21 protein-coding genes and 2 pseudogenes are annotated in these 26,581 nt (G+C 28.9%); 5 read left to right on the top strand and 18 right to left on the bottom strand.

Going from position 1 to position 26,581, the window contains the following annotated elements:
* Position 1 precedes the first annotated feature (1 nt).
* Positions 2-1,933 carry an ABC transporter permease gene (locus CMOL_RS01880; RefSeq protein WP_239820499.1) on the bottom strand — a complete coding sequence of 644 codons (1,932 nt, stop codon included), beginning with the start codon at positions 1,931-1,933 and terminating at the stop codon, positions 2-4.
* Positions 1,933-3,093, bottom strand: a complete 1,161-nt coding sequence (locus CMOL_RS01875) for an efflux RND transporter periplasmic adaptor subunit (RefSeq protein WP_239820498.1) — start codon at positions 3,091-3,093, stop codon at positions 1,933-1,935. Before CMOL_RS01875 ends, CMOL_RS01880 begins: the two co-directional genes overlap by 1 nt.
* A gap of 198 nt (positions 3,094-3,291) precedes the next feature.
* On the opposite strand from CMOL_RS01875, the gene CMOL_RS01870 reads away from it, so the two are divergent.
* Positions 3,292-4,992, top strand: coding sequence for a protein-disulfide reductase DsbD family protein (locus tag CMOL_RS01870; protein WP_239820497.1), 1,701 nt, complete (start codon positions 3,292-3,294; stop codon positions 4,990-4,992).
* A gap of 259 nt (positions 4,993-5,251) precedes the next feature.
* A complete protein-coding gene (locus CMOL_RS01865) occupies positions 5,252-6,526 on the top strand; it encodes a major outer membrane protein (protein ID WP_239820496.1) in 1,275 nt (424 codons plus the stop codon).
* 129 nt (positions 6,527-6,655) lie between these two features.
* On the opposite strand, the gene dnaJ is transcribed toward CMOL_RS01865, so the two are convergent.
* Positions 6,656-7,768, bottom strand: coding sequence for a molecular chaperone DnaJ (dnaJ, locus tag CMOL_RS01860; protein ID WP_239820495.1), 1,113 nt, complete (start codon positions 7,766-7,768; stop codon positions 6,656-6,658).
* Between the two features lie 143 nt (positions 7,769-7,911).
* Here dnaJ and CMOL_RS01855 point away from each other — a divergent pair, with 143 nt between their 5' ends.
* From CMOL_RS01855 to recR, 3 genes are read left to right on the top strand one after another with little or no spacing between them, the layout of a single operon-like run.
* Positions 7,912-8,583 (top strand): response regulator transcription factor, encoded by a 672-nt coding sequence (locus CMOL_RS01855; RefSeq protein ID WP_200282712.1) that lies wholly within the window; start codon positions 7,912-7,914, stop codon positions 8,581-8,583.
* Positions 8,583-9,824, top strand: coding sequence for an ArsS family sensor histidine kinase (locus CMOL_RS01850; protein ID WP_239820742.1), 1,242 nt, complete (start codon positions 8,583-8,585; stop codon positions 9,822-9,824). Before CMOL_RS01855 ends, CMOL_RS01850 begins: the two co-directional genes overlap by 1 nt.
* A complete protein-coding gene (recR, locus tag CMOL_RS01845; RefSeq protein ID WP_239820494.1) occupies positions 9,814-10,398 on the top strand; it encodes a recombination mediator RecR in 585 nt (194 codons plus the stop codon). The genes CMOL_RS01850 and recR overlap by 11 nt, the downstream gene beginning before the upstream one ends.
* Here the strand turns inward: recR and CMOL_RS01840 are convergent.
* The 15 genes and pseudogenes from CMOL_RS01840 to CMOL_RS01775 form a co-directional block, all read right to left on the bottom strand.
* A complete protein-coding gene (locus CMOL_RS01840) occupies positions 10,395-10,928 on the bottom strand; it encodes a HyaD/HybD family hydrogenase maturation endopeptidase (protein WP_200282715.1) in 534 nt (177 codons plus the stop codon). The two genes, recR and CMOL_RS01840, sit on opposite strands and share 4 nt — an antisense overlap.
* Entirely contained in the window at positions 10,925-11,617 is a 693-nt protein-coding gene (cybH, locus tag CMOL_RS01835) for a Ni/Fe-hydrogenase, b-type cytochrome subunit (RefSeq protein ID WP_239820493.1), read from the bottom strand. The genes CMOL_RS01840 and cybH overlap by 4 nt, the downstream gene beginning before the upstream one ends.
* Before the next feature lie 10 nt (positions 11,618-11,627).
* Positions 11,628-13,355 (bottom strand): nickel-dependent hydrogenase large subunit, encoded by a 1,728-nt coding sequence (locus tag CMOL_RS01830; protein ID WP_239820492.1) that lies wholly within the window; start codon positions 13,353-13,355, stop codon positions 11,628-11,630.
* Between the two features lie 2 nt (positions 13,356-13,357).
* Positions 13,358-14,497, bottom strand: a complete 1,140-nt coding sequence (locus CMOL_RS01825; protein ID WP_239820491.1) for a hydrogenase small subunit — start codon at positions 14,495-14,497, stop codon at positions 13,358-13,360.
* Between the two features lie 98 nt (positions 14,498-14,595).
* Positions 14,596-16,440: a bifunctional tRNA (5-methylaminomethyl-2-thiouridine)(34)-methyltransferase MnmC2/FAD-dependent 5-carboxymethylaminomethyl-2-thiouridine(34) oxidoreductase MnmC1 gene (gene mnmC, locus CMOL_RS01820; protein ID WP_239820490.1), complete on the bottom strand. Its 1,845-nt coding sequence runs from the start codon at positions 16,438-16,440 to the stop codon at positions 14,596-14,598.
* Positions 16,441-17,130: pseudogene (locus CMOL_RS07880) on the bottom strand (N-acetylmuramoyl-L-alanine amidase family protein); the annotation flags it as partial.
* Positions 17,131-17,214: 84 nt separating this feature from the next.
* Positions 17,215-18,414: pseudogene (locus tag CMOL_RS07875) on the bottom strand (N-acetylmuramoyl-L-alanine amidase); the annotation flags it as partial.
* Complete coding sequence (locus CMOL_RS01810) at positions 18,411-19,505, bottom strand: nitronate monooxygenase (protein WP_239820488.1); 1,095 nt, start codon at positions 19,503-19,505, stop codon at positions 18,411-18,413. The gene CMOL_RS01810 and the pseudogene CMOL_RS07875, both read right to left, overlap by 4 nt.
* Positions 19,502-20,710: a tyrosine--tRNA ligase gene (gene tyrS / locus CMOL_RS01805; protein ID WP_239820487.1), complete on the bottom strand. Its 1,209-nt coding sequence runs from the start codon at positions 20,708-20,710 to the stop codon at positions 19,502-19,504. Before tyrS ends, CMOL_RS01810 begins: the two co-directional genes overlap by 4 nt.
* 11 nt (positions 20,711-20,721) lie before the next feature.
* Complete coding sequence (locus tag CMOL_RS01800) at positions 20,722-22,917, bottom strand: RelA/SpoT family protein (RefSeq protein ID WP_200282736.1); 2,196 nt, start codon at positions 22,915-22,917, stop codon at positions 20,722-20,724.
* Complete coding sequence (locus CMOL_RS01795) at positions 22,901-23,125, bottom strand: DNA-directed RNA polymerase subunit omega (RefSeq protein WP_200282738.1); 225 nt, start codon at positions 23,123-23,125, stop codon at positions 22,901-22,903. The genes CMOL_RS01800 and CMOL_RS01795 overlap by 17 nt, the downstream gene beginning before the upstream one ends.
* A gap of 13 nt (positions 23,126-23,138) precedes the next feature.
* Positions 23,139-23,858, bottom strand: a complete 720-nt coding sequence (gene pyrH / locus CMOL_RS01790) for a UMP kinase (RefSeq protein ID WP_200282740.1) — start codon at positions 23,856-23,858, stop codon at positions 23,139-23,141.
* Positions 23,859-23,907: 49 nt separating this feature from the next.
* Positions 23,908-25,116: a murein hydrolase activator EnvC family protein gene (locus CMOL_RS01785; RefSeq protein ID WP_200282742.1), complete on the bottom strand. Its 1,209-nt coding sequence runs from the start codon at positions 25,114-25,116 to the stop codon at positions 23,908-23,910.
* Positions 25,113-25,919, bottom strand: a complete 807-nt coding sequence (locus CMOL_RS01780; protein ID WP_200282744.1) for an FtsX-like permease family protein — start codon at positions 25,917-25,919, stop codon at positions 25,113-25,115. Before CMOL_RS01780 ends, CMOL_RS01785 begins: the two co-directional genes overlap by 4 nt.
* On the bottom strand, positions 25,906-26,571 hold the full coding sequence (locus CMOL_RS01775) for a cell division ATP-binding protein FtsE (protein ID WP_137624383.1): 666 nt from the start codon (positions 26,569-26,571) through the stop codon (positions 25,906-25,908). Before CMOL_RS01775 ends, CMOL_RS01780 begins: the two co-directional genes overlap by 14 nt.
* Positions 26,572-26,581: the final 10 nt, after the last annotated feature.

Here is a 26,581-nt window from a genome sequence, read left to right as displayed (position 1 = left end):
TTTATTCCTTTGATAAAGCATGAATAGGATTTAAATTTGCTGCATTTTTTGCAGGAAAAAATCCAAAAATCACTCCGATTAAAATTGAACTTAAAAGTCCTAAAAATATAGAATATGCATTTAAAATCATTGGAAAATCGGTACTTAAATGATTAAAAGCAAAGATGACAAATACAGATAAAACAACCCCTAAAATCGCTCCTATAGTACATATCATAATTGCTTCAATTAAAAATTGCATCATAATATCTTCTCTTCTAGCGCCTATTGCCATACGAATTCCAATTTCTCTTGTTCTTTCACTTACCGAAACAAGCATGATATTCATCACGCCAATTCCTCCAACTACAAGAGCAATAACTGCTACACAAATTGTAAGTATAGTCGTTGTTCTTTTATTGGCTGTAAAGGTTTTTCTAAAAGTATCAGAATTAAAAGTAAAAAAATCTTTTTGTCCTCTTTTAAGGGTTAAAACACGTATAATCGCATTTTCAGCTAAAGTAGAGTCCATATCATCTTTAACCTTTACTATGATTTCACGTAATTTTTTATCGCCAGTGATTTTATTCATAAGCGTTGTATAAGGAATATAAAGACGCACAACATTATCATCAAATATTTTATTTTGATCTTTTTTTAAAATTCCTATAATCTTAAAAGGTTGAGAATCAAAGATTACCACGCGCCCTAAAACATCTTCATTATTTAATTCTGGAAATAAATTCTTTTTAGCATTAAAATCAAGAACAACAACATTTGAACTATGTTGCACCTCATCTTCGCTTAAAATTCTTCCTGTATCAATCTTTAAGCCATCAATAGCAAAATTATTAACTCCAACTCCTTCAGCCTTAGCATTTAAAGAAATATTACTATAAGTTGCCACGCCTGAAGAGCTAGTATAAGCATCTACTGCTTCTAAAAAATTTAAGCTTTTTAAAGTTTTTAAATCGCTAAAATTAAGTCTTGTTTTACCCGAACGCAAATCTCCAAAACCTTTACCAGGAAAGATTTCTATACTACTAGTACCAAGATCAGAAATGGATTGCAAAACCTTAGCTTGAGAACCAAGCCCTAAAGCCACTACACAAACTACAGAAGCAATTCCTATAATAATACCAAGCATAGTTAAAATTGAACGTAGCTTATGTGCGATTATAGAAGAATAAGCAATTTTAAAACATTCAAAAGCTTGATTTTTAAGTAAAGATAAGGTTTTTTTTTCTTTTGTCATCATCTTGGAAATAATTTCTTGACTATTGACAATATTTTTTTCTTTAGTATCACTTAAAATTTCACCATCTTTTATTTCAATCACTCTTTTAGCTTGTTGTGCGATTTTTGGATCATGGGTAACTAAAACAATAGTATGACCCTGCTTATTTAATTTTTGTAAAATTTCAAGCACCATAATTCCACTTTTACTATCCAAAGCCCCAGTTGGCTCATCAGCTAAAATCAATTCTCCACCATTCATCAAAGCCCTTGCTATGGAAACACGTTGTTGCTGGCCACCACTTAATTCATTAGGCTTAGAATAAAGCTTATGTTCAAGACCAAGATCGCTTAACAATTCCTTAGATCTTTGCCTTCTCTCTTGTACATTTTTGCCCGCATAAATAGCAGGTAAAGAAACATTTTCACTAGAATTGAATAAATTTAAAAGATTGTAACGTTGAAAAATGAAACCTATTTTTTCACGTCTTAGTCTTGCTTTTTCATCATTATTAAGCTTTGTAACCTCATATCCATCCAATAAATAATTTCCACTGCTTGGACTATCTAAAGTACCTATAATATTAAGCAAAGAAGTTTTACCACTCCCGCTTTGACCGATAATAGCTACAAATTCACCTTTTTCTATATCAAGGTTGATATTTTTTAAAATAGTGTTTTCACCTATATTTTTATAGATATTTCTCAAATAAATCATTAAAATCTCAACTTAATTTTTGATGCAAGTCCATCAGCACTAGAACTAAGTATTAAATTCTCACCTTCATTTACACCTTTTAAAATTTCAGTATTAATAGCATCTTTAATCCCAAGTTTTACGTATTTTTTAATGACTTCATCATTTTCTAAAACCTCAACATAATAACCCTTATCATCGTTTTTAATCGCATAATTTGGAACAACAATCGCATTTTTAGCACTTGCAACGATAATTTCATTTTCAACACTCATACCTATACGCAAAAAATTATCTTTATTAGGAACGTAAAATTTAGCATAATAATATATGGCATTAGAACTTGAGCTAGAAGAGCTTGAATTTGAATTTGAACTAGAATCACTTACCTCAGTATCAGCTGGATCAATGCTTTCTATTTTAGCATGGTAAGTCTTTTGAGGATCGCTCAATAAAGAAAAATTAAGCTCTGTACCTATTTTTATTTTACTCACATCCGCTTCTGCAATTTCCATTCTTACTTCCATCTCATCTAAATTAGCTATACGAACTATAGTTGGTGTATTTTGATTTGCATTAACAGTTTGCCCTTCATCTACTGCTACATTGATAATCACTCCATTAATGGGAGCTGTTATTGTAGTATAGTCTAAATCTTTTTGAGCATTTTTAAGTGTGATTTCAAGTTGAACAACCTGTGCATTAAGATCAGCAACATTAGCCCTAAGCGTATAATAATTATTTTTTTGACTCTCTAAATTCTCTAAAGAAGTTGCCTTCACAGCATAAAGCTTCTTTTCTCTTTCATACTGCCTTAAAGCAATATCTAGAGCAATTTTTTTACTTTCTAAATTTGCTTTAGCACTTTGAAGTTGTGCTTTTGTAATATCCAAATCATTTTGCTGCTTATCTTTATCAATTTGAGCAATCAAATCTCCTTGTTTTACTCGTGATCCTACATCTACATAGCGCTTCACAATTTGTCCACTAACCTGAGCTCCAACATCAACTTGATCTTTAGCATAAACTTTTCCAATAGCTTCTATGGATTGGGATATATTTTCTCTTTGTATTTTTTGAGTAAGATAGGTCACTTTTTCTGTATTATAAAAAAACCAATAATAAACTCCACTAATAATAACAATTAAAAATATTATGATAAAAATAATCTTTTTTTTCATTAAAAACCTTAAATTAATCATTTTAAATCAATTTTATAGCTTGAAAGTGAATTTTTTGTGAATTATTGTAAATTTTTAATATTTAAACATAAGTTAAAATACTATAATTTTTTATTTTTTAATAAAAAAGCTTTTTTAATTTACTACAAAAAAATATAATTTTTAATCAAAAAAATACTTTCTAAAAAGGAAAAATAATTGCGTTTTATCACAATACTTTTACTTAATTTTTGCATTTCATTTGCTTCTATTTTATCTTTAAATGATGCTTTTCACGTTGATTCAAAAAAATATGATAGCTCTATTATTATCAATGTTAAATTAGGACAAGATATTTATCTATATGCAAATAAAATCAAACTTTACATTAACGACAAAGATATAACATCTTTTTTAAATTTACCTCCAAGTGTTGAAGAAAATAATGAAAAAGTGTATTTTAAAGAATTAAATTTAGCCTTACCAAATTTGCTTTTAGAACATTATGCTAAAAAAAATCTCAATCAAATAAAATTTGAATTTCAAGGTTGCTCTAAACAAGGTTTATGCTACAATCCTCAAATTTGGTATCTAAATCTTACACATAAAAACAATCAATTTTCAATTTCAAAACCTTATAAACAAAATAAAAAATCTAAAGAAAATTTCAATTCTCAATCCGAAGAAGGAATAATTGCTAATTTTCTAGCTACAAATAATCTTTTTTGGATTTTACTTAGTTTTTTTGGCTATGGAATTTTACTTTCTCTCACTCCTTGTATTTTACCTATGATTCCTATTTTATCTTCTTTATTAATTGCAAAAAGTGGAAATAAAAATTCTAAAAAACATAGCTTTTTTCTTTCATTTGTTTATGTGTTTTTTATGTCTTTAGCATACGCTATTGCTGGAATTATTGCTAGTTTTTTGGGCGCAAGTGTTCAAGGAATTTTGCAAAAACCTAGTGTTTTAATTATTTTTGCACTGATTTTTATTCTTTTTGCACTTGCAATGTTTGATATTTTACGTTTTGAAGTACCTTTGAAATTTCAAAATTTCATTCACAAAAAAAGTGGTAACAAAAAAGGCATTATAGGGATAGCCATTATGGGCTTTTTATCTGCTTTAATTGTAGGACCTTGCGTTGCAGCTCCTTTAGCTGGAGCCTTGATATATATAGCAAATACAAAAGATGCCTTGCTTGGCGGAAGTGCGCTTTTTATAATGAGTTTTGGCATGGGAATTCCTTTGCTTTTTATTGGCTTAGGATTAGGATTCTTAAAACCAGGTGTTTGGATGGAAAAAGTAAAAGTATTTTTTGGCTTTATTATGTTTGCAATGACCATTTGGATACTCTCTCGCATTATAGCAACACATTATGTTTTAATGGCTTTTGGAATTTTAGGTATATTTTTTAGTGTTTTTATGGGAATTTTTGAAAAAGCTTTCAATGCTTTTGCCAAGATAAAAAAAAGCATTTTAATTTTAGTTTTAAGCTATTCTATTTGCTTATTTTTAGGTGGACTTTTTGGATCAAAAGATTTTTTAAATCCTTTAAATTTTAGCGCAAAAGAAAAAAATCAAGCTTTAAATTATCATTTTATAAACAATCTAGATCAAATCAATCAAGAAATAAAAAACAATCAAGCTTTAATGCTTGATTTTACAGCATCTTGGTGTGAAAATTGTAAGCTCTTAGATGAACTTACTTTCAGTGATAAAAGAGTTATTGATCAAGTTAAAAAATACAAATTAATCAAGGTTGATGTCAGTCAAAATAACAATGAAGATATAAAAATCATGAAACAATTTAATGTTTTTGGACCACCAGTTTTGATTTTTTTTGAAAATGGTAAAGAACAATTAAAAATTACAGGCTTTATAAATGCTGATGATTTATTGAAAAAGTTAAAATCATAAAAAATAAATTTTTGTAAAAATTTTTACAATTACTTATCATTTACTTTTAATTTTTATACTTACAAATGAATACAAACATTCATAAGAAAACTCCTTAAAATTATACTCTAGCTAGGCTTTAGGCTTAGCTAGAATTTGCTTTATTTTAAAACTTCAAAATTAAACCTAAAATAAACTTTAAGTATTTTTTAAGATAAACTCTTATTTTTTATGCTACAATTACATCGTTTTAATTTTAATTTTAAGAAGGAGAATTCTCATGAAACTAGTTAAACTTAGTTTAGTTGCAGCTCTTACTGCAAGTGCTTTTTCTGTAGCTAGTGCTACTCCAGTAGAAGAAGCTATCAAAAATATCGATGTATCTGGAGTATTAAGATATAGATATGAATCAGGTTCTTTTGATAAAAAATTTAAAAGCGATAGAGATTTCTTAATACAAGATCGCCAAGCACACAAATACAGAGCTCAAGTTAATTTCAGCGCTGCTATAGCTGATAATTTTAAAGCTTTTGTTCAATTTGATTATGCTGCTACTGATGGTGGATACGGAGTTCAAGAAACTCAAAATGATAAAAAAGGTTTTGCAGTTCGCCAATTATATTTAACTTATACAAATGAAGATGTAGCTACAAGCGTAATTGCTGGTAAACAACAACTTAACACTATCTGGACTGACAATGAAATCGATGGTTTAGTTGGAACAGGTGTTAAAGTAGTAAATAATAGCATCGATGGTTTAACTCTAGCTGCTTTTGCTGTAGATAGCTTTATGACAAGCGAACAATCAAATGCTGTGATAGACAATGGTAAAGTTAAATATTATACAGGAGATATGGGCGGATTCCTGACCAATATCGCTGGTGATTCAATCGGCAATATGTATGGTGCTGCTGCTGTAGGTTCTTATGAAACTCTTGGCGGTCAACTTAATCCACAATTATGGTTAGCTTACTGGGATAAAGTAGGTTTCTTCTATGCTTTAGACGGAGCTTATAGTACAACTATTTTTGATGGCATCAACTGGACACTTGAAGGTACTTATTTAGGAAACTCTTTAGATAACGAAACTAAAAACGGAGCTGGAAATGGTAATTTCTTTGCTTTAAAAGGTAGCATTGAATTAAATGGTTGGGATGCTAGCCTTGGTGGTTTATACTACGGTGATAAAAATAAAGCAACTATGACTACAATTGAAGATCAAGGAAATCTTGGATCTGTATTAGCTGGTCAAGAAATTTTCTATACTGAAGGATCAAATCTTAATGGTGATCTTGGTAGAAATATCTTCGGTTATGTAACAGCTGGTTACACTTTCAACGAAACAGTTCGCGTAGGTGGTGATTTCGTATATGGTGGAACTAAAACAGATGATCACACAGGTGGTAAAAAATTAGAAGCAGTTGCAAGAGTAGATTATAAATATTCTCCAAAACTTGACTTCTCAGCATTCTATTCTTATGTAAATATAGATGCAGATAAAAATGGTAAAAGTGATCACAACGCTGTGAGACTTCAAGCTCTTTACAAATTCTAAAAATCACTTAGAATTAAATTCTTTAAAGCTAGGTTTTATAAAACCTAGCTTTTTTTATGTCTAAAAAATTTTGAATTTTTATAAAAAACACTTTTAATTTTATTTATAAAATGTTTTTTGTGATTGGCTTTAAGATTTAAACCAATCAGCTATTTTTTCAAAAAATCCTTTTTGCTCTTGATGCATACCATCTTTAATTCCAAAACTTTCACTAAGTTTTTCTAAAAGTTCTTTTTGCTCATCATTTAAAGAATGGGGAAATTTAATAGAAATTTGGACAATTTGATTACCTATGTAAGAGCTATGCACATCTTTTACTCCTTCTTTCTCAAGAACAAATCTTTGACCATCTTTAGCACCTTTAGGTAAATTTAAAACCGCTTCTCCTCGTATAGTAGGAACTTTGACACTCTGGCCTAAAATGGCTTGAGTAAAAAATACTGGATATTCTATATATATATCATTCTCATCCCTTATAAAGGTTCTATCCTCATCAACAATAATTTTAACATATAAATCTCCTCTAGACCCACTTTTGATCATATTTCCTTTAGAATTAACTCTTAAATTCATTCCGCTATCTATGCCTTCTGGAATATTAATTTCAACCTGATCTTTAATTTCTTCATAACCTTTACCCTTGCAATCATTACATTTTTCACGGATGCTTTCTCCACTACCTTGACACTCTGGACAAGTTTGCGCAAAAGTTATAAATCCTTGAGAAATTCCTACCTGTCCACTTCCCTTACATTTAGGACAAGTTTGAAGTTTTCCATCTTTAGATCCTGTTCCCTGACAAGTTTTACAAGAATTTTTATAAGCAAAATCTATATTCTTTTTACATCCAAATACAGCTTCTTTAAAATTTAATCTTAAATTAACAATTAAATCGCTTGCAAATTTTTCATCACTTGTTTTTTTTTGACGTTTTGAAAAACTATCTCCAAAAAAGCTAGAAAAAATATCTCCTAAGTCATCAAAACCCCCAAAACCAGAAGTGCTTCCAAAGCTTCCCCCTTTTAACCCATCCTTACCATATCTATCATAGATAGCACGTTTTTCATCATCACTTAAAACTTCATAAGCTTCATTAACTAATTTAAATTTATTTTCAGCTTCTTTATCTCCTTGATTTCTATCTGGATGATATTTCAAAGCCATTTTTCTATAAGCCTTTTTTATTCCGTCTTTGTCGGCATTTCGTGTAATTTCTAAAATCTCATAATAATCTAATTCCATAACCAAATCCTTAATTTTTGTAATAAAAAATATCAAAAAAAGCTAATTTTAGCAAAAATAAGCTCAATAATTTATCAAAATTTAAATAAAATTATGTAAATATTATTAAAACAGTACAATAATAATGTAAGGAAAATATTATAATGATTAATGTATTAATGATAGAAGATGATCCTGATTTTGCACAACTTTTATCCGAATATCTAGCTCAATTTAACATAAAAATTACAAATTTTCAAACACCTAAAGAGGCTTTAAATATGGGGATGCAAGGCTATGATTGTTTGATTTTAGACTTAACTTTACCTGGGATAGATGGACTTGAAGTCTGTAGAGAAATCAGACAAAAAAACAATATCCCTATTATCATTTCTTCAGCAAGAGGAGATCTTAGCGATAAGGTTGTGGGGCTTCAAATCGGTGCAGATGATTATCTTCCTAAGCCTTATGATCCTAAAGAAATGTATGCAAGAATCACAAGTCTTATTCGTCGCACAAAGAGAGTTGAAACTTCTAGTAATGAAAACATCAATTCTGCCTTTAAAATAGATGAAAGAAGACATGAAATCAGCTATAATGATAAAGTTTTAACTCTAACTCCAGCTGAATATGAAATTTTAGAATATCTTATTCAACAACACAGCTATAGTGTATCTAGAGAGCAACTTGTTAATCGTTGTAAAAATCTTAAAGATAAAGATTCTAAAAGTTTAGATGTAATTATTGGTCGATTAAGAACTAAAATAAATGATAGTTCTAAATCTCCAAAACATATTTTTTCTGTTAGGGGAATAGGATATAAACTTATAGGATGATTCAAAAAAAATATTCTATTTATACTAAATTAGTTGTTTTATTTGTTGTAACCTTTCTTTTGGTTTGTATTCTTTTTATTGTTTTATTAAAAATTGAAGAAAATGCTTACGCCGAAGAAGGGGTTTTAAGACAAAAAAATCTTGTTAAGAATATGATAAATTCTTACAATTCAAATTTTAATATAGATGCTTACTTTAATAATAATAATTTTTCTATTGTAAAAAATTTAGATTTAATAAATGCCATTAAAGAAAATGGTGAAATTCTTTTTTATGATAGCAATAATGAAATATGTCATTTTTTATCTTTAAAATATCATAATAATCTTTATGTTGATATTCAATGTGGCGATTTTAAAAAACTTTATAAAGAAAATATTAATGACAGAATTTATAATCTTTTATTGATAGGATTTTTCTTTTTTTCTTTTTTAGTTGTTTTTATGTATTTTTCGGTTTTAAAATCCTTAGAACCTCTTAAAAAACTTAGAAAACAAGTTGCAGAAGCAGCAAATGGAAAAAAACCTGATTTTATTGATTATCAAGAAGATGAAATAGGAAAAATTGCCTTTGAATTTAAAAAGGCTTTTATAAGAAATCAAGAGTTAATACAATCAAGACAACTTTTTTTACGCACGATTATGCATGAATTAAAAACTCCTATAGGTAAAGGGAGAATCATTGCAGAAATGGTTAGAGAAATCAAGCAAAAAGAAAGACTTATTGATATATTCTCACGCATGGATTCTTTAATTAATGAATTTGCAAAGATAGAAAATCTTTTTTCAAAAAACTATAATTTGCATTTCAAACCTGTCCATTTTAGCACTATACTAGAAGAAGCTAAAAATTATTTAATGAGAGATGATTTTAATAAAATTGTCAAAATTTATTTAAAAAGCGATGCTTTGATTAATGTTGATATGGAAATTTTTCCTTTAATATTAAAAAATTTAATCGACAATGCTTTAAAATATTCAAGTAATGGAACTTGTGAAATATACTCTCATCATCAATATTTTATTATACAAAATCCAGGACGAAAATTAAGCGAACCTATAGAATACTATTTTGAAGCTTTCACTCGGGAAAAAGATGAAAAAGTAAAGGGAATGGGATTGGGTCTTTATATCGTCTTTGAAGTATGCAAACTACATAATTTTGATATTATTTATTATTATGAAAATAACAAGCATTGTTTTAAAGTTTTTTTTGGAGAAAAAAAACATAATGAAACATAAAAATGATTTAGAAAAATTTAATAATTTAATTGAAAGTTTTTCAAATTTGCCTACCATAGGCAAAAAAACTGCTATTCGCCTTGCTTATTATATATGCATAAATAATCAACTTGAAGGCATGAAACTTGCACACAATATTGAAAATGCTTTACGCTTTATCAAACCCTGCCAGCAATGCGGATCTTTAAGTGAAAACGAACTATGCGGAATTTGTACTGATGAAGAAAGAAATAAAGACACTTTATGTATCGTTGAAACCCCTAAAGATATTCTTATTATAGAGGAAAGCAAAAGCTATCAAGGTTTATATTTTGTACTAGATGGGCTAGATAATGAAAAAATATCAAAGCTAGAAGAAATGATACTAAGGCAAAATAGCAAAGAATTAATTTTTGCTCTACCTCATAGTATTAACTCAGATGCAACTATTTTTTTTATTGAAGATAAATTTAAAAATTTAAATCTAAAATTTAGCAAAATTGCCCAAGGTATTCCAAGCGGAGTTAACCTTGAAAATGTTGATACTATTTCTTTAAATAAAGCTATTCAATACCGTACTAAAATTGAAATTTAACCTTTATAAGCATTATCTGCTAATTCTTGTAAAGAATAATTCCCAATTTTTTTATATTCAAAGCCTTCTTTTTTTAAATAATCAAGTAAAGTTTTTTCCATAATTTTACTTGATTTTACAATTTCACTAGAAAGTTGAAAGCTCATTGGCTTGATACGTTTAGGGATACAAGCTAAAATTTGAATTTGGGGCAAATCACCTGCTAATTCCATATATTGAAGAGTTTGAAGCATTTCAACTTCATGGGCGCTTCCGCTCCAATTAAGATTTTTTGGCATTGCTTCATAGGGAAAGAAAAATACATCTCCTATGTTTGCATTATCAGCATCAATACAGTCTATTAAAATTACTCTATCATAACTTGCAATGATATAACTTAACTGCAAAGCTAAAGTTCCACCATCTATAAATTTTATAGTATGAATAGGATGAGTAAATTTGTAATTTTTTTTCATAAAATTACAAACATGAACCCCTATGCCTTCATCCGCAAACATAATATTCCCTATGCCAAGCACAAGGAAATTCAATTTCTCTCCTCTTTAATATATTTATAACCACTAAAAATCGCATCCATGGCACCATTTTTACCTTTAACAGCGTTAAAAATTGCCATATAAACATGAATAGGAATAAAAATCATCACTACCCACATTAAAATTCTATGATAAATTCTAACTTCTGCCAATCCGCCTAATTTTGCTTCAATTGGCTTTAAAAGATCATATAATATCCCACCTAAACCTTCATGATAAGTATGAGTATAAAGAATAAGTCCTGTTAAAATAATACCCAACATTACAAGATAAAATAAAAAATAAGTCACAAATTGTAAAGGATTATAAACACCTCTTAAATGCGGGTGCTTACCTAAAAAAATATAAAATTTAATTTGACGAATCCAAAGTTTAACACTAAAAAGATCTAAAATAGAAACACGTTCTTTATGGCTGATTTTATCACAGAAAAAAAGATAAAATTTAAAAATAATACAAGCAATTAAAACAAATCCTATAGCTTGATGAACTAAACGATATTTAGCCTGCATAAAATTTACAGGCTCAAAACTGCTCATAGGGCTTTGAAATACATAAGAAATATAGTATCCAGTTCCTATTAAAATTACTATAGCAATCGCTCGAATCCAATGTGTTAAACGTAAACCGATACTAAATTCATATTCAGCTTTTCTTTGTAATTTTTCCTCTTTATTACTCATAAAAAGCCTCCTATAAATTTATATTGACTTTATATTCGCTTAAATTATTTCCTTTGGTATCCATAACATGCACAGCACAAGCTATACAAGGATCGTAAGAATGAATTTTGCGTATAATCTCAAGTGGTTGTTTAACATCAGCTATTTTAAGACCTATTAAACATTGTTCATAACTTCCACCTATCCCATTAGCATCCTTTGGACTCGCATTCCAAGTTGAAGGGACTACAGCTTGCCAATTTTCAATTACTCCATTTTTTATTCTACACCAATGACTTAAAGTTCCCCTTGGCACATGACCCATATATCGCCCTCTATATTCACCATTAACCATTTTGCTTGTATCTGGAGTATAAGGCGCACAAGTAGTTTGATCTACTTTTAAATTCTCAACTAAATTATCAAAAGCTCTTAAAGCATTATTGGCTACAATTTTAGCTTCTAAACAACGCATAGCAGTCCTTCCAAGAGTGCTAAAAACAGCGTCTAAAGGAAGTCCCGTTTCTTTTAAAAACTCATCAACAACCCCAACAACATTTTTATTTCCTTTAGCATAATTAACCACTATATTTGCAAGAGGTCCAACTTGCATTGGATTTCCTTCATACCGTGGAGCTTTAATCCAACTATATTTTCCCTTAGTATCAAAAACTTTAGAATTAACTTTATTTCCATGATGATCTATGCTATCACCATCAATAAGTCCCGTATAATTTGGATTTGTTTTACCATCATAAGGATGTAAAGGTTCATTATCCACATACCAAGAATGAGTTGCCTCTTCAGTAATTTTATTTTCATCTACTTCATAAACTTTACTTAAATCTCCATTTTTAATTATGCCGCTTTCAAATAACCATTCATTTTTTCCAAGTTGAAATTCTTGAAAAGTAAATAGATTATTTACTCCAATATCATTCAAAACACTGGCTTCATTTGCATAAGCTTTTCCTGCCATTACAAGATCTGGATAATAAGCATGATTTACAAAATCTTGCACCTCTTGGAATTTACTCATATATTCTCCCATTCTTGAAGGATTCAAAAGATCCATAACACAAGTTACACCCCCAACAGTTAAACTTTGCGGATGTGGATTTTTTGCTCCAAAAATAGCCATACATTGAGCAATAATTCTTTGAATTCTTAAGCATTCTAAATAATGAGAAAGAACAATTAAATTTTCCTCTGGAGTCAAACGATAAGTTGGATGTCCATAATAAGCATTTGCAAAAGGTCCCAAATTGCCTTTATCTACAAAAATTTTAAGCCTTTGTTGTACTTCAAGAAGCTTATCAGCTCCTGTTGCATAAGGATTTGAGGTATATTTAAAAGCCTCATCACTCGCTTTTTTAGGATCAGCGCTTAAAGCACTTACTACATCAGCCCAATCAAGTCCATGAAGTTGATAAAAATGCACTATATGATCATGTAAAAAAAGAGCTGCATTCATCAAAGTCCTTGTAAGTAATGCATTTAAAGGAGGGATAATTCCTAAGGCATTTTCAACAGCTACAATACCTGCTTTATAATGAGAAAATGTACATACTCCGCAAATTCTTTGAGTCATAAAACCCGCATCTCTTGGATCTCTTCCTTTAACAATAGTTTCAATACCTCGCCATAAGGTAGAACCTGCATAAGCTTCTTTCACAATATTATCATCATCAACAACAACTTCAACTCTTAAATGCCCTTCAATTCTTGTAATTGGATCAACTATTATTTTTTGACTCATTCTTACTCCTCATTTTTTTTCATAGAAGCGATCACTGCATGAGCAGCAATTGCAACTCCTGTGAGTGTTAACACACCTATGCCTATTTTATCTGAAACACTATCAGCGCCCAAACCAAAAACTGTATCAAATTTATGACTTGCTAAAGGTTCTTCAAAAGGCCCCATATTATCCCAGAAATTTGGTTCAGAACATCCTATGCAACCATGTCCTGCTTGAATAGGCCAAGAAGTATGTTGATTAAATCTTTCTCTTGAGCAATTATTAAAAGTATAAGGTCCTTTACAACCTACCTTATAAAGACAATAACCATTTTTTGCACCTTCATCGCCAAAACTTTGCACAAATTCTCCTGCATCAAAATGTCCACGTCTTTCACAAAGATCATGAATTCTTAAACCATAAGCCCATTTTGGTCTATTATAAACATCAAGCGCTGGAAGTTCTTTAAAAAGCAAAAGCTGCAAAACATTACCTACTATATTTTTTTCACTTGGGGGACAACCTGGAACATTAATCACTGTTTTATCAGTAACTTTACTTAAAGGTTGTGCGTTACTTGGATTCGGTCTTGCTGCTTGTATTCCTCCAAAAGAAGAACAGGTTCCAATAGCTAAAATCGCATAAGCATTTTCACTAGCTTTTTTACTAAGCTCATATCCAGTTTTTGCATGAGGTCCTATTGTAAGATAGTGCTCTTTATCTCCACATGGAATACCACCCTCTACCATTAAAACATATTGACCTTTATATTTTTCAATTGCATTTTCTAAATTTTCTTCTGCTTGCCAACCTGCAGCAGCCATTACAGTTTCATGATACTCTAAAGATATATAATCAAATATTAAACTATCTATTGTTGGTGTATCACTTCTTAATAAACTTTCACTACAACCTGTACATTCTGCCATATGTAGCCAAATAACGGGTAATCTATCGGCCAATTCAGCAGCTTTTGCTACCATAGGTGTAAAACTTGCCGGAAGTGCTAAAAAAGCTGTCATAGCTCCTGCCCATTTCATAAAATCCCTTCTGCTAAATCCAGCTTTTTCCAAAGCTTTAGGAATAGAAGAATTAGAATTTAAAGAAGGAAGCTTCTCAAGCGCCACCAAACGAGACTCTATTTGATTATAATCGACCATGAAATTTTCCTTAAAAATAAAATTGTTATACTAATAATAAAACAATACGATTTAAAATTAAATAAAATTAAAATAATAAAAAAATATTTTTATATTTATTATTTTAAACCTTTTTTTAATTTTCTAATTAAAAATCTAGCTGGATGAATACAAGAAATAAAATCTTTATCTATACACAAAGGCTCATCTCCAATTAGAGCACAAAGATAGCGTGCGGCTAATATAGATGTAGAAAAAGCTCGAGATCCATGAGCAAAATTTAAATAAAGATTGGGAATATTTTGAGGCAATTTCTGCTTTTTATTTTTTGTCCATAATAAATCTTTATAGCACTCTTTATAAAAATTTTCATCATAAGCAGCACCGATAATAGCAAATCGATCACTAGAATAAGATCTAAATCCTACTTTAGATCCCTTAAAAATTAATTTTTCATCACCTTTTAAAATTTCTTTAATATTTCTAATATTTTCTCTATCGTCTTCACTGTTAGGACTAAAACTGGAATTTAAACGATCATAACTCGCACCTATAACTTGTATTCCTTGATTTTTTGGACAAATATAAGCTTTAGATGAAAGTGGATATTGAATATCGCAAAAAGGCTCTAAATGAGTAACTTGACCACGAACTTTACTTAAATTCATAAAATCATAAGATATAAAATCTTTAGTATCTGCACCCATAGCATAAATTAAGATTTCTGACTGATAATAATCCTTCATTCCATTAAAAAAAAGTTTAAAGGTGCCATTTTTATATTGATAATTCTCAAATTGATGATTAAAATAAATCTTAGCTTTACTTTTTTCAAATAAAACTTGAACAAGTTTTTTTGGTTGGATGTGTCCACCATCTTGTAAAAATGCTTGATTTTTTTTAATATTAAATAAAATATTATTTTTTTGAGATAAAAAACGCTCCTGCATTAAATCATTATGTGCAATTTCTATAACTCCTTCTAATTTTAAATCCAAAATTTGGCGATAAAAACGATTGGCCTCAACTAAAGCAAGTTGAGAAAATTCACCTAAAGCAACACCTGGTTTTAAAATCAAAGAACTTAAAATTCCGCTTTCATTACCACTAGCACCCTCACCTAAACAAGCATTTTTTTCAAAAATACTAATTTTAAAACCTCTTAAAAAAAGCTCATACGCTAAAACTGCTGCACAAATACCTGCACCTATAATCGCTACTTCTTTATTTTTTATTTTTTGAGAAACTCTTTTAAAATATGCTTCTTGAAACATTTCTTGTTCAGTTTTATCATTTTCAAAAAAAGCCTGAATCATTTCTCTTTTTCTAAATCCTTTGATTTTCCGAATGCAAAAACCATTTTTTCGAAGATTTTTTTGCAGTAAACTAGCTGCAGAAAATGTACAAAGCTGAGTTCCTTTTTTTGATAATCTTGCCACCTCAAATAATACATTATCATCAAACATAGCTGAGTTTTTACTAGGAGAAAAACCATCTAAAAACCATACATTGGCTTTAAAATCAAGCTTTTTTAAAATTGAAATATCATCAAATATAAGATCTAAAAAACAATTTTTAAAATAAAATCGATAGTATCCCTCTTTACAAGGGGGATAAAATTTTAAAAAAGGCTCAAGCACTTCTTTAAAATCCTCATAAAACCCAAGTTTTTGATAAATTTCTCTTAATTTTTCTTTATCAATATAAAATTTTTCTACACTGATATAAAACAATCTTTTTTCATCATTTTGTTCCTTAAGAAACCTTTTTAAAGTTAGAAAAAAATTAAGCCCTATTCCAAAACCTGTTTCAGCGATAACAAATTGCTCTTTATTATCCCAATTAAAAGCTTCTGTATAAATATATTTACTCTCTTGTATTCCATCTTGTGAATTAAAATAAAAATCATCAAAATCAAGAGAAAAAGGTGTATTATCTTTAAAAATTATATTTGCTTTTTTCATTTAACGATTGTGATAAAAGTAGCTATCAACTCCATCAGCAATCCCTTTGGCTAAAATATCTTGAAAAGTTTTACTTGCGATTCTTTGACCTTCATTTGGGTGAGTAATATATCCTATTTCAATTAAAATTGCTGGCATTTGAGCTCCCACAAGAACCCAAAAAGGAGCTTCTCTCACTCCGCCATCAACAATTTTATATTTTTTTCTTGTTTGAGTTAATATATTTTTTTGTACATCAATAGCAAGTTTATTTGATGCTACAATTTTTTCACGATTTAAAAAATTCAAAATACTCTGTTTAGAAAAATAATTAATTTCTTCAAAATCTCCTTGATTCTCTTTTTCAGCTGCTTTTTTACTTCTTTCACTTCTAGCAGGACTTAGAAAGAAAGTTTCTACACCTTCAGCGCTTTTAGCTTTTTTTGCATTAGGTGCTGCATTAGCATGAACAGAAATAAACAAATCTGCTCTTTTATCATTGGCAAATTTAGTCCTATCTCTTAAATTGATAAATTGATCAGTACTTCTGGTATAAAGAACTCTATAGCCTCTTTTTTTAAGTTCATTTCCAAGTTTTAAGGCTGTGCTTAAAACAACATTTTTCTCTTTGAGAGTCCCTTGCTTGTTGCCTAAGGCTCCACTATCTTTTCCACCGTGTCCTGCATCAATAACAATAATTTTTTTTGATTTAAAATTATGAGTTAAGATATTTTTATTGTTATTATTTTTATTTTTTTTATCATCGCTATTGGATGTTTTTTTAACATCCTTTTGAAAACCTAAAGTTAAAGTTTTATCCTCTAAATTTTTAAAAATATTAAAATCTTTTGGAGAACTAAGAACAACTCTAACCGTTTTTGGATTATATTGCGTTACTGTAATATTATTTTTACCAAAAGTAAAATTTTTGCGATTTCCCTCTAAAACTCCCTTAAAACTTACAATTTGTCTAAAAAATTTTTGATCCTTAGAACTAAAAATTGAAATTTCATCATCGCTTAAATTATCACTTAAATTAAGTATAACAGAATTTGAAATTTTATCAACATCTAAAACATATAAAGGATCTTTTTTATCTTGTCTTGGCTTTTTTTCTTGAGAAACTTGTGCCTTAATTGGTTTGATTTCCTGCTTTTTTGGTAAATCTTTTTGGGTTACTTGAATTTCTTTTTTTGTATTTTTTATAGCAATATTAGACTGTTTTGAAATTTTTATTTTTTTATCATTAAAATCAAAAACAATAGGAATTCTTTCTTTAGCATAGATAACAATACGAATCGTCTTTGGATTAAATTGCGAGATGACTACTCGGTAATCATCCATCTTATATTCTTTTTTTCCTCCCTCTAAAATACCGCTAAAATCACTGATATAACGGAAATTTCCTTTTTCATCTAAAACAAAACTTTTAACATCTTTTTCACTTAAATTTGCATTAAGTCTTAGTTCAATGCTTTGATTGATTTTATTTGAATTTAAAATATAAATTTTATCATTTTCTTTTTTTACTTCTGAAAGATTATTTTGTATTTGTAGCTTTTTTTCTACCTTTATATTGGTATCATGTTTTTTTTCATTCTTTGAAGCATTTTCTTGATTTTGAGTTTGTGAAAAAGTAGAAATTTCAGCATTATCTAAAGAATTATTTCTTTTTTTATCTTTAATAACAGCCTTTCTTAAAGCATTAATACTTGATTGACTAACTCCACTTTCTTTTAACTCTTCTGCATAAGATCGATCGTCTAAATTTAAAACATTTGAACTTATAATCAATCTTTTTAAAATTTCTATCTTGGTTTTTTCATCCTCATTAATAACGCTTTGAATATAAAGACTTTTTAATTGCTGATGAAATTTTATTTGTATATCAGTTTTAGATGTAATAAAATTATTATCAAAATTATCAAGTTCTTTTTCATATGCTCCAAAACAAATATTAACAAAAACAAAAAAGAAAAATAAAAATTTAATCATTCTTCACCATTAACAAGCTTATGTATTAATTCTTTAACACTGATTAGTTTATCCAAACGATATCCATTTGTCCCTGTAAAAAATAATCCTGTTTCTTTTTTCCCAGACCATGCATCAAAAAGCCTATCAGCTATACAATATCCGACCTTTGTAGCCTCTTTTCCTCGACCACAAGGAGCTACACAATTGCTAATACAATTTATTTTAGGTCCCATTCTTTTATCTACTAAATCAAGCAAATTGGTTCTTACACCTCTAGCAGGATATCCTACTGGGGATTTAATAAGCTCTATATCTTCTTCTTTACAAGAAAGTAAAACATTTTTAAAATCATCACTGGCATCACACTCAAAAGTACCTATAAAACGCGTTCCCATCTGTACTCCACTTGCACCCAATGCGATTGCATTTTCAATATCTTTTTTATCCCAAATTCCTCCCGCTGCAATTACTGGAAATGAACCCCAATTTTTTGCTTCTTCAACTACTGGAGTGATTAATTTTTCTAATTGATAATTTGGATCAAGACACTGTTCATAAGTAAAACCTTGATGCCCACCACTTTTTGGCCCTTCAAGCACTATAGCATCTGGTAAACGATTATAACGATTTTGCCATCTTTTGCAAATAATTTTTAAAGCCTTAGCCGATGAAACAATAGGAACTAAAGCGACATCTGGAAAATCCATAGTAAATTCTGGTAAATTTGTCGGAAGACCTGCACCCGAAACGATCACATTAAACCCGACTTCGCAAGCATCTTTAGCAATTCTTGCATAATCATTGCTTGCACAAAGTATATTGCACCCCAAAGGTGCATCTCCACAAACTTTTCTAGCATTATCAATTAAAGCTTGTAAACCTTTTCTTGAATAAAAATTCTCACTACCATAAGGTTTAGCATTAAGCTCTTTGTTTACATAGGAGCGATTTTCATAATACCCTGTTCCAACAGATGAAATAATACCAAGACCACCATTTAAAGATACAGCTGAAGCTAGCTTATCCCAACTAATACCTAAACCCATTCCTCCCTGAAAAATTGGATATTTAATTAAATGTTTTCCTATTTGAAGAGATTTAAAACTCATTCTTTAACCTTTAATTTTGCAAATTTTCTTTTACCCATTTGTAAAATATATTCTCCAGTATTTAATTGCATTTGTTCATTATTAATTTTTTGAGAATTCACACTCACTGCATTAGCACTTATACTTCTTCTTGCAGCAGAAGTTGAACTTTCTAATTCACACAATACCAATGCTTTGGCCAGCCAAATACTTTCGCCTTTAAATTCAAATTCTTTAATTTCACTTGGCAAAGCATTAGCACTATGAATTCTATCAAATTCTTCTTTTGCAAATATTGCATCTTCTTTTGTATAAAAACGCTCAACAATTTCTAAAGCTAAATTTTCTTTAGCTTTTTTAGGATGCAATTTAGCATTTTTTATATCATTTTTTATAACTTCAAGTTCTTGTAAAGTTTTTTGACTCAAAAGTTCATAATATCTAAACATTAACTCATCACTAATGCTTAGAATTTTAGCATACATATCATTAGGTTTTTCTGTAACACCTATGTAATTATTTAAACTTTTGCTCATTTTATTAACACCGTCTAATCCTTCTAAAAGAGGCATCATCATCACTGCTTGTTCTTTACCTACATTATAAATTCTTTGAAGATGTCTACCCATTAAAAGATTAAATTTTTGATCAGTCCCTCCCATTTCTATATCGCTTTTTAAAAAAACACTATCATAACCCTGAAGCAAGGGATATAAAAATTCACAAATACTAATAGAACTTTGTTCTTTAAAACGCTTTGTAAAATCATCTCGTTCAAGCATTCTAGCTACACTAAAAGTTGAAGTAAGTTCCACTAAACCACTAGCTCCAAGTTCATTAAGCCATACAGAATTAAATTTAATCTGAGTTTTTTCCTTATCTAAAATTTTAAAAACCTGTTTTTCATAAGTTTTTGCATTAATTAAAACCTGCTCTTTATCTAGTTTTTTTCTTGTAGCATTCTTACCGCTTGGATCGCCAATTTGACCTGTAAAATCACCAATTAAAAATTGTACTATCGCTCCATGTTTTTGCAAAAAAGCCATCTTGTTTAAAACCACACTATGCCCTAAATGTAAATCAGGAGCTGTAGGATCAAAACCTGCTTTAACGAAAAAATTTTCACCCTTTTCATAATAATTTTTTATTAATGATTCTATTTTTTCTTCATCAATAATCTCTGCGCATCCTCTTTTAATTTCGGCTAAAATATCTTTTATATTCATTATCTATCCCTTTAACTTTCTTTATAGGCATCATTTAAAGATACAAAATCTAAGATTTTACAATGAATTTTTAATCTCTCACGAACACTATCAGGATTTATATTTTCTGGTATTTCCATTGTTATTTCAAAATAATCCACAGTTGAATTTATATCTTTTGCTAAATTGATTGTTAATAAATTAATTTGCATTTTAGCTAAAACTGCCAAAAACTCTGCTAAAACCCCTTTTTTATTTTCCAAAGAAAAAATAAGTTTATAAGATTTCGGTATATTAGAATCCCATTTTATAAAAACCATATCTCTTTTTTTTTCTATCATTTTTTCCGCTCTATCACAAAGCTTATGATGCACTATAGCGTTTCCACCCTCTACAAAAGCAACTACTGCATCGCCTCTTTTAGGATGGCAACAATAGTCAAAATCTACATTTGCTATCTTATGATTGGAGTAAATTAAAAAATTTCCTATATTATATTCTTGAATTTCATATTTATCAAACCAATAAGATTTTTTTGCATATTTTTTAAGCCCATTAACAATATCTTTAAAATAGATATTATCATTAGCTACTTCTCGTATGCGTCTTCCTAAATTTTCTTTTTCTATCCAAGCTTCTATTTTATTTTTATCTACACTAAAAACAAAACTAAGCATATTAATAGCGCTTGCAAGATTAATTTCTCTTATTTTTTGCTTACAAAATTCTCTAATACTAGCTTTTGCTTTTCCTGTTTTAACACTATCAATCCAAGAACAACGATAAAATTTATCTTCGCTAGTAACAACGCGAACAATATCTCCGTTTTTTAATTCTGTAAGTAAAGGAACTCTAATGCGATTAACATAAGCACTTTTTGCATGAAGTCCAATTTTAGTATGCACTTCATAGGCAAAATCAAGAACTGTAGCGCCTCTAGGTAAAGTAAAAATTTCTCCTTTTGGAGAATATACAGCTATATCTTCTACATAAAGGCTATCTTTAGCATATTCATAAAGCTCAATAGCATTATAATCTTCAGCATTTTGAGGATTATTGGCACTTTGTATTGAAATATCGGTCAACCAATCTAAATTTGGTGCAACAACACTACCATCTTCTTTATATTTCCAATGAGCAGCGATTCCAAATTCTGCGATTTTATGCATATCAAAAGTTCTAATTTGTGCTTCAATAATATTTTTTGTATCAAAAAGTGTTGTATGTATCGTTTGATATCCATTCTGTTTTGGTAAAGCTATATAATCTTTAAAACGGGAAATTAAAGGATTAAAATTTGTATGCAAAATTCCCAAAGCTAAATAACAATCGCTTACCTTTTCAACTAAAATTCTTACACCTAATAAATCAAGCACTTCTTCTATACCTATGCCTTTTCTTTGCATTTTAAGATAAATAGAATAGCTATGCTTAATACGCTTTTGAATTTTAAAACTTCCTTGCCTAAAACCATTGCTTAAAAATAAAATTTCTATTTTTGAAATGAATTCATTAAGTCCTAATTGCATTTGCTGATCATTAGAATTTATATAATTATCTATTATATTATATTCATCAGGCATCAAATATTTAAAACTTAGATCCTCTAAATAATTTTTAATACTAGAAATACCCAGTCTATGAGCTATAGGAGCATAAACAACCAAAGTTTCTTCACTAATTCTTTTTTGTTTATCTTCTCTTAAGGCATCTAAGGTTAACATATTATGTAATCTATCACAAAGCTTAACAATTAAAACACCTACGTCTTGAGTACTGGCCAAAAGCATATTTCTAAATGTTAAAGCAGATTTAGTTAAATTTTTTTTTGATTTAGAAGAAATGAGATTATCTTCTCTAATTTCTATTATTTTAGTTAATCCTAAAACTAATTTTAAAACATCATGTCCAAAGGCTTTATTTAGTTCTTCTTCTGTACATTCTGTATCTTCAATAACATCATGCAAAAGAGCAGCCAAAATAGCAGCTTTATTATCACTTAAAAACCCTACTAAGGTAGCTACTAAAATAGGATGTATAGCATAAGGTTCGCCGCTTTTTCTCGTCTGTCCTTCATGATAAAATATACAATATTCTACTGCTTTCTCTAAAGTAGAATCGCTTTCACAAATGCAAAAAAGAAGCTCTTTTGCTCTTGTTAAATCCTTGCAATTTTTAACATCATCAATGAGTTTTTCTAATAATAAATCCTCATCGATCGGTCTCACCTAAACCCTCTAAAGTAATTTTATCTTCTGCTATTTCAAATAAAGCAATATCAGCAAATTTTAATTTATTTTTATCAATATCAACTAAAGGTGTGGCTCCATCAGCTAATTGCTCTGCTCTTTTTGCTACCACTAAAGACAAACGATAGCGATCATCTCCCATTTTTCTTAAAGCTTTTGCTGCTATCTCTTCTATTCTACAATCCATTTATTTTCTCCTTTTATTGATTTTTAACTATGGAACAAAGACTTGTATCACCCTGTATAATTTTTAACAAATTGCCTTCTTCAAACATATTGCAAACTACTATTGGTAAAGAATTATCTTTAGCTAGAGCAATAGCTGTATCATCCATAACTTTAATATTATCCTGCATAGCTTCATCATAAGTTAAAGTTTGCAAAAATACTGCATCATTAAATTTATTTGGATCTTTATCATAAACACCATTAACTTTTGTTGCTTTTATAACCATATGTGCATTAATTTCCACAGCTCTTAAAATAGCCGTAGTATCTGTTGTAAAATAAGGATTTCCAGTTCCAGCAGCAAAAATAACTACTCGACCTTTTTCTAAATGTCTATGAGCTCTTCTCATAATATAAGTTTCACAAAATGCTTCCATTTGTATTGCACTTTGAACCCTAACATCAAGTCCAGAACTCTCAAGAGCTTCTTGAATTGCAATAGCATTGATTACAGTAGCAAGCATACCCATATGATCTCCACTAGTACGCTTAATGAGTCCTCCTTTAGCTACAGAAACACCTCTAATAATATTTCCACCACCTATTACTATACCTACTTCTATATCATTTTTTACTAATTCTTTAATCTCATTGGCGATAAATTTTAAGATAGAATTTTCAATTCCAAAGCCATTCTCTCCAGCTAAAGCTTCGCCTGAAAATTTTACTAAAACTCTTTTTTTATCCTGCATAATCTCTCCTTAATCCGTGAAATTATAGTTTAAAGTGAATTAAAATAAGCTAATTTAGGCTGATTAATTCTAAAGGATTGATATGAAAATTTTTTTGAGTAACCTCAAAAGTTAAATCATTTTTAATTCTACCCACTATGGCGCCTTTTTTAATATTTTTTCCTACTTTAATATTTGGAGCTATTTTATCAAGATGTGCATAAATCGTATGAATTCCATCATCATGCTCTACAATAACAACACGTGCCAACATACTTGTATCTTTTGCAAAAACCACTTTACCGTTTAAAACATTTTTAACCACAGCATCAGATTTTTTGCTTTTTAAAACAACACTTTCGTTAAAAATTTTAATATTATAGATTGGATCGATATAATTTCCAAATTTTTGCTTAACAGTAAAAGAATCCAAAGGCGCTATCGTTTTTTTTCCTGTGTAGCGTTTGATTGCACCACCTTGATAACTTGAACCAAGTTGACGAATTTTTTGATCATTATTCGCAATTTTTGAATTGTCAATCGATGATTTTTCTTGTTCTTTTTCTGCTTGTTTTCTTTGTATTATTCTTAATTGATCAAGAGTTTTTCTTAATTCATCTTGTTGAGCTTGTAAATCTTCAAGTTTTTTAACATAAATCGCACGATCTGTTTTTTGCCTATTAATTTCATCAACTTGCTTTTTTCTTAAATCTTGAAGTTTGACAATTTGTGCATTATAAACTTTTAAATTATCATTAATTTTTTGAATTTGTGCTTGTTTATCATCAATTAATTTGCTAACATCTTCATAATCTTTAGAAAGTTTAAAAATCTCATTACTTAAAACTTTATCTAATTTTCCTAAAATTTCAAAAGCTATAAAACTTTCTTTACCTTCAACATAACCTTGAGGTATGGGTAAATCATAAGCAAAATCTTTTGCCATTAAAGCAATTAATTTTCCCTCCATGCTCGCTCTACTTTTTAAAAGATCACCATTTTGAGTTGTCAGCAAATTAAGCTCTTTATATTGGGCTTTTGCGCTTTCTTCAAGTTTTGCAGTTTGAGAATTAAGTGTTTGAATTTGAAAACTTAAATCTTTTAAAGTTTTTTCTCCATTTAATATATCGCTTGCTAAATCTTCAAGTTTTTTATTTAATTGCTGTTGTATGCGTTTATTTTCTTCTAAATTTTTTGCTTTCTCATTTAAAGCATTTGCATAAATTTGCGCATAAGCTAAAAAAAGAAACAAAATGATAAAAAAAATCTTTTTTATCATTTTTTAACCCTAAACATCACAGAATTTACAAATAATAAACATGCAAATAAAGTAGCTAAGAAAATCAGACTAAGCTGTAAAACAAAATTAATTGGAGGCAATATAATATCCACAGCTTTTAAATGATTTTGAATAATTTCAAGATCATAAATTTGAGTAAAAAATATTAATAAAATAACAAAAGCGATCAAACAATCCATAAATACAATCTTATAAAGCATAAAAGATCTAAACCAAAATGGTGCTCCAAAAAGACACATAATTTCTACACGTTCTGTATGTTCAAAAAGCCAAATTCTCATCTGTTTTAAAAATAAAACAAAAGAAAGAACAATAATAATAATTAAAAATAACCAAAATACAAATTTCATTAAAACGAGTAAAGAATAAACCTTATCATGCGTTTTAGCAAAAGTTTCAATCTTAGTAATACCTGAAATACTTAAAAGTTGATTTTTAATCACATCAAGTTCATTTTGAGTAGGTAAATGATTTAGTTTTATGCTATAAAATTTAGGCAAAGAATTTTTTAATGCTTTTAAATTTTTATCTGAAATATCATTTTTTAAACGTTCAATTAAATTTTTTGGATCTAAAATTTCCAAACTAGAAAAAGAGGAAATTTTGGTTTTAATAATATTTTTATCAAGCTCATTAGAGCTTACAACTATAATGTTATAATCTTTATTTGCTAATTCTTCATAGTATTTTAGAGTTGAATTGGTAAGCAAAATAAATTCAAATGCAAACATCATAAAAAGCAAAGGTAAAATTAAAGATAAATGCGTTCTAAAAAATTTCATTCATTGTTCCATTCTCTATGTTAAACCGACGATAATTTAATCTCAAATTAACTGGTATTCTATGAGTAACTACAACTACACAAGTTCCTAAAAGTTCTCTAGCTGATTTTAAAAGTGTCCAAATAATATCCGAAGAATATTCATCCAAATTTCCCGTAGGCTCATCGCACAATAAAAGTTTAGGATTGTGTGCTAAAGCTCTAGCCATAGCTACGCGTTGTTGTTCACCCCCACTTAATTGATTGGGCAATTTGTCAGCTTTAAAAGTTAAATTAACATGTTTTAAAAGTTTATTTGCTTGATCTTGACAAACTTTTTTACTATACCCTTTAATCATTAAAGGAAGCATAACATTTTTTTCAACTGTATATTCTTGTATAAGTCTATAATCTTGAAAAATAATACCTATTCTCTGGCGTAATTTTAAAAGATCCAAATTTCCAATTTTTTTCATCGAAGAACCACAAACTTGAAGTTGTCCTGAAAGAAGTTCTAAATCTCCATAAAAAGATTTTAAAAGTGTACTTTTTCCACTTCCACTTTTTCCTGTAATAAAAACAAAATCATCATCCTTAAAAGTAAAACTCGCTTCTTTAATAACCAATTCATCATAGCCTAAAGAAAGTTTATTTGCTTGAATTAAATTGGGCATTTTTATTCCT

The sequence above is a fragment of the Campylobacter sp. RM10537 genome (assembly GCF_022369435.1).
Lineage (GTDB): Bacteria > Campylobacterota > Campylobacteria > Campylobacterales > Campylobacteraceae > Campylobacter_D > Campylobacter_D molothri.
This window is presented reverse-complemented; position numbering and strand designations above follow the sequence as displayed.